This window comes from Stenotrophomonas sp. GZD-301 (assembly GCF_049310345.1).
GTDB lineage: Bacteria > Pseudomonadota > Gammaproteobacteria > Xanthomonadales > Xanthomonadaceae > Stenotrophomonas.
On the sequence record NZ_JBMOWY010000084.1, the window covers coordinates 1 to 5246 of the forward strand.

Annotated in this window: 4 protein-coding genes; 3 read left to right on the top strand and 1 reads right to left on the bottom strand. The window is 67.5% G+C overall.

Annotated features, from left to right (window positions below):
* The first annotated feature begins 120 nt into the window (after window positions 1-120).
* Window positions 121-546, top strand: a complete 426-nt coding sequence (locus tag ACO6VK_RS19800; RefSeq protein WP_422510158.1) for a hypothetical protein — start codon at window positions 121-123, stop codon at window positions 544-546.
* A gap of 74 nt (window positions 547-620) precedes the next feature.
* On the opposite strand, the gene ACO6VK_RS19805 is transcribed toward ACO6VK_RS19800, so the two are convergent.
* Window positions 621-2033, bottom strand: coding sequence for a class II fumarate hydratase (locus ACO6VK_RS19805; RefSeq protein WP_422510152.1), 1413 nt, complete (start codon window positions 2031-2033; stop codon window positions 621-623).
* Window positions 2034-2321: 288 nt separating this feature from the next.
* Between ACO6VK_RS19805 and ACO6VK_RS19810 the strand changes: the two genes are divergently transcribed.
* Complete coding sequence (locus tag ACO6VK_RS19810) at window positions 2322-3650, top strand: hemolysin family protein (protein ID WP_422510154.1); 1329 nt, start codon at window positions 2322-2324, stop codon at window positions 3648-3650.
* 36 nt (window positions 3651-3686) lie between these two features.
* Window positions 3687-5054: an adenylosuccinate lyase gene (purB, locus tag ACO6VK_RS19815; RefSeq protein ID WP_422510156.1), complete on the top strand. Its 1368-nt coding sequence runs from the start codon at window positions 3687-3689 to the stop codon at window positions 5052-5054.
* The last annotated feature ends 192 nt before the right edge of the window (window positions 5055-5246 follow it).

The window sequence follows — 5246 nt, forward strand, 5'->3', positions numbered from 1 at the left end:
TCGACAATCAAGGCGGAGAAAAAGAAATCTCCCCTCCCTGCTGCTTTCCCCCCCCCCCCCGACCCCGTCACGCGGGGGGAGGACTACAATCAGGCTCCCCTCCACGTGCGTTGCCTGCTCATGAAGAAGCTGTGCCTGCTGCTGTTCGCCCTGTTCTGCCTGGCCGCCACCGGCTGCGACCAGGAGTACCGCAATCATCGTGCCGAGCGTAGCAAGCCGAAGATCACCGTCAGCGACGGCATGCTGACCGTGCGCCGCGCACCCGCGCCGAACATCATCGTGCTGCCGAACGGCCACATGAAGATCGACGAGATCGAGATTCCGCTGGATGCCAGCCAGCAGGCCCTGCTGCAGCAGATGTTCGGCCAGCTGCAGGTGCTGCGCCAGAACACCCTCACCGATGCCGCGCCGGATCCGGCCAAGCGCTCGGTCAAGATCCAGGTGCCCGAGGGCATGCAGCCGATCCCGCCGGATCTGGTCGCGCGCATCCCGGAGTTCAAGGATTACACCGAGACCTTCGACAACCTGCAGGCCGACCGGCACTGAACCGGTAGCGCCGACCGCTGGTCGGCTGCCTCACCGCGATGGAACCGACCGCTGGTCGGTTCCATCGGCAGGAATCAACCGCCGCCGCCACCGCCGGCGTGGATGCCACCGGCCGTCAGCGCCGCCGGGTCGAGCAGCGTGCGCAGCTCCGCCTCGGAGAGCCCGCTGTCTTCCTTGGCCACGTCCAGGACCGGCCGCTGCTCCTTGTAGGCGCGCTTGGCGATCGCGGCGGCCTTTTCATAGCCGATGATCGGGTTCAACGCGGTCACCAGGATCGGGTTGCGATCCAGTGCTTCGCGCACGCGGTCTTCGCGCACGGTCAGCCCGGCGATCGCGGTGTCGGCCAGCAGGCGCGAGATGTTGGCCAGCAGGCCAATCCCATCCAGCAGGTTGGCGGCAATCAGCGGCAGCGTCACGTTCAACTGGAAGTTGCCGGTCTGACCGGCCACGGTGATCGCGGTGTGGTGACCGATCACCTGCGCACACACCATCACCGTTGCTTCGGGAATCACCGGATTGACCTTGCCCGGCATGATCGAGCTGCCCGGCTGCAGCGCCGGCAGTTCGATCTCGCCCAGCCCGGCCAGCGGACCGGCGTTCATCCAGCGCAGATCGTTGGCGATCTTGATCATCGCCACCGCCAGCGCGTTGAGCTGGCCGGACAGCTCCACCGCATCGTCCTGCGCGGCCAGGCCCTCGAACTTGTTCTCGGCGCTGTCGAACTTCACCCCGGTCTGCTGCTTGAGCGCCTTGGCCACACGCTCGCCGAAGCGCGGGTCGGCGTTGATGCCGGTGCCGATCGCCGTGCCGCCCAGCGGCAGCCGACGCAGCCGCTTGAGGCTGTCTTCGATGCGCGCCTGCGCCGAGGCAAGCTGTGCCGACCACGCACCGAACTCCTGCTCGAACGTCAGCGGCATCGCATCCATCAGGTGCGTGCGACCGGTCTTGACCACCTTGCGCAGGCTGCGGCCCTTGCGGTCGATGGTCTTGCGCAGGTGCACCAGCGCCGGCAGCAGCTGCTCGTGCACGCCGAGCAGCGCCGACACGCGCAGCGCGGTGGGAATCACGTCATTGGAGCTCTGGCCCTGGTTGACGTGGTCGTTGGGATGCACCGCGACCTTGCCGGCCTTGCCGGCGCGATTGGCCAGCGTGGCGATGACCTCGTTGGCATTCATGTTCGACGAGGTGCCCGACCCGGTCTGGTAGACGTCGATCGGAAAATGCGCGTCATGCCGGCCATCGGCGACATCGGCCGCGGCCACTTCGATGGCCTTGGCGATGTTCTTGGGCAGGTGGCCCAGCTCGGCATTGACCGATGCGGCCGCGCCCTTGACCAGCCCCAGCGCGCGGATGAACCCGCGCGGCATGCGCTGCCCGGACACCGGGAAATTGTTCACTGCGCGCTGCGTCTGCGCGCCCCACAACGCATCGGCGGGTACCTGCAGCTCACCCATGCTGTCGTGTTCGATCCTGAAACCCTTGCTCATTGCATGACTCCGCGATTCTTTCAGTGTGGAAAGGGAATGGCGGCTGGCAACGGGCCTGGTTCCCTGGCTGGCGGCTCTGCGCACGATACTCCGATGCCGCGCTGAAACCCAAGCGCGCCAACGATCGGCTAGACTCGGGATTCACCTCCATTCAGAAAGCCTTCCGCCCCCTATGGGTGACGACCCCGACAGTAGTTCCTGGCGTGCCGCCGCGCACGCACCGCTGCCCGCGCCGCGCGCCGGCCTGTACACCGCCACGCCGATGACGACGTCATCGTGGGGCCGCGCATGATCGGCAATCTGCTGCTTCTGCTGCTGGCCTTCGGCCTGGTACTGCTCAACGGCTTCTTCGTTGCCGCCGAGTTCGCCCTGGTCAAGCTGCGCCATACCCAGGCGGTGGGCCTGGCCGCACAGCACGGCTGGCGCGGCCGCCTGCTGCTCAACGTGCATTCGCATCTGGATGCCTACCTGTCGGCGTGCCAGCTCGGCATCACGCTGTCCTCGCTGGGCCTGGGCTGGGTCGGTGAGCCGGCCTTCGCGCACCTGCTGCAGCCGCTGTTCGATGCGCTGGGCATGGGCGCGGACGCCTCGCGCCTGACCGCCTTCATCATCGCCTTCAGCGTGATTTCGTTCCTGCACATCGTGCTCGGCGAACTGGCGCCGAAGTCGATGGCGATCCGCCGCCCCGACCGCATGTCGCTGTGGACCGCCGCACCGCTCTACCTGTTCTACTGGGCGATGTTCCCGGCGATCTGGCTGCTCAACAACAGCGCCAATGCGCTGCTGCGCCTGGCCGGCTGGGGCGACGTCGAACACACCTCGCACCGCTACTCGCGCGAGGAACTGAAACTGATCGTCGGCCGCCAGCAGCCCACCGGCGACGCGCCGGACCACGGCCTGACCCTGATGAGCCACGCGCTGGAGCTGCCCGAGCTGGTGGCCGGCGACCTGATGCGCTCGCGCGACCACCTGCGCGCGTTCCGCGACGGCATGGGCCTGGACGAGGTGATGGCCGAGTTCGCCGAGAGCCGCTACAGCCGCTATCCGTGGTTCGACCGCGACGGCGAGGAAGTGCTGGGCATCCTGCACATGAAGGACCTGCTGGTGGAGATCGCGCGCGGCCAGCCCACCGACGACCTGCGCCCGCTGCTGCGCCCGGCCAACCTGATCGCGCTGGAAACGCCGGTGCCGCTGGTGCTGGAGCGCTTCCGCACCGGCACCACCCACCTGGCCCTGTGCGTGGAGGAACATGGCCGCATCCTCGGCTACTTCACGCTGGAAGACCTGCTGGAAGTGGTGGTCGGCGACATCGAGGACGAGCACCCGCACATCGTCAAGGATGCCCCCACCCGGGGCGCCGACGGCACCCTGCTGGTGGCCGGGTCGACCTCGATTTTCCGGCTGGAGCGGCTGCTGGGCCACGATCTGGACGCCCCCGAGCACCTGAACTCGGTCGGCGGGCTGATCGTCCACCAGCTGCAGCGCCTGCCTGAAGAGGGCGAACAGCTGCAGATCGACGGCCACACCTTCACGGTCAGGCGCATGGCCGGCCACCGCATCCAGGCGGTGACCGTACGGATGGCGGCCGAACCCGCCGGAACCGCCGGGGCAGCGTAGAATGACGGCCCCCGTCGTCATCGCCCTGCCCCTGCCATGTCCGAATTCGCCCTGCTCGCCCTGTCCCCGCTCGATGGCCGCTATGCCGGCAAGGTCGATGCGCTGCGCCCGATCTTCTCCGAATATGGCCTGATCAAGGCCCGCGTGAAGGTTGAAGTGGAGTGGCTGCTGGCCCTGGCCAACGAGCCGGGCATCGTCGAGCTGGCGCCCTTCTCCGCCGCCGCCGGTGCCCGCCTGCGCGCCCTGGCCGACGACTTCGCCCCGGCACATGCCGCACGGGTGAAGGAGATCGAGCGCACCACCAACCACGACGTCAAGGCGGTGGAGTACTTCATCAAGGAACAGCTCGCCGCCGACGCCGAGCTGGGTCCGGCGCTGGAGTTCGTGCATTTCGCCTGCACCAGCGAAGACATCAACAATCTCAGCTACGGCCTGATGCTGGAGCAGGCCCGCCGCGAGGTGCTGCTGCCGTCGCTGGACGGCATCGCCGCCACCCTGCGTGCCCTGGCCCACGCCCAGGCCGCGCAGCCGATGCTGTCGCGCACCCACGGCCAGACCGCCTCGCCGACCACCCTGGGCAAGGAAGTGGCCAACGTGGTCGCCCGCCTGGAGCGCCAGCGCCGCCAGATTGCCGCGGTCGAACTGACCGGCAAGATCAACGGCGCGGTGGGCAACTACAACGCGCACGTGATCGCCTACCCGGACGTGGACTGGCCGGCCTTCGCCCAGCGCTTCGTGGAAAGCCTCGGCCTGGTGTTCAACCCGTACACCACCCAGATCGAGCCGCACGACAACGTGGCCGAAATCGGCGATGCCGCGCGCCGCGCCAACATCATCCTGATCGACCTGGCCCGCGACGTCTGGGGCTACATCTCGCTGGGCTACTTCAAGCAGAAGCTCAAGGAAGGCGAAGTCGGCTCCTCGACCATGCCGCACAAGGTCAACCCGATCGACTTCGAGAACGCCGAAGGCAACTTCGGCATCGCCAACGCCCTGTTCGAGCATTTCAGCGCCAAGCTGCCGATCAGCCGCTGGCAGCGCGACCTGACCGACTCCACCGTGCTGCGCGCGGTCGGCACTGCCTTCGGCCACACCCAGGTCGCCCTGGACTCGCTGGCCAAGGGCCTGGGCAAGCTGACCGTGAACCCCGAACGCCTGGACGCCGACCTGAACGCCTCGTGGGAAGTGCTGGCCGAGGCCGTGCAGACCGTCATGCGCCGTCATGGCCTGCCCAACCCCTACGAGCAGCTCAAGGCCCTCACCCGCGGCCAGGGCATCACCCCGGACTCGATGAAGGCCTTCGTCGAGTCGCTGGACCTGCCCGACGACGCCAAGCAGAGCCTGCGCGCACTGACCCCGGGCGGCTATGTCGGCCTGGCCGCGGAGCTTGCCAAGGCAATCTGATTCCGCCGTTTCATTGATGAAATCCAAGCAGGGCACCGATCGTTCGGTGCCCTTCTTTTTTCCGCGAACAGCCTTTGGCTGATGGGGTACGGGTTCAGGGCCGGCGGGTAGGGGGTACGGGACACGCCGTGAACCCATCCTTGGGGGCTCGTAGAAAACATCCATGTTTTCTACGGTCCCGTACCCCCTACC

Coding starts and splice junctions, on each gene's coding strand:
- ACO6VK_RS19810 (WP_422510154.1), top strand. CDS start 2,322: ATGATCGGCAATCTGCTGCTTCTGCTGCTGGCCTTCGGCCTGGTACTG.
- ACO6VK_RS19800 (WP_422510158.1), top strand. CDS start 121: ATGAAGAAGCTGTGCCTGCTGCTGTTCGCCCTGTTCTGCCTGGCCGCC.
- purB (WP_422510156.1), top strand. CDS start 3,687: ATGTCCGAATTCGCCCTGCTCGCCCTGTCCCCGCTCGATGGCCGCTAT.
- ACO6VK_RS19805 (WP_422510152.1), bottom strand. CDS start 2,033: ATGAGCAAGGGTTTCAGGATCGAACACGACAGCATGGGTGAGCTGCAG.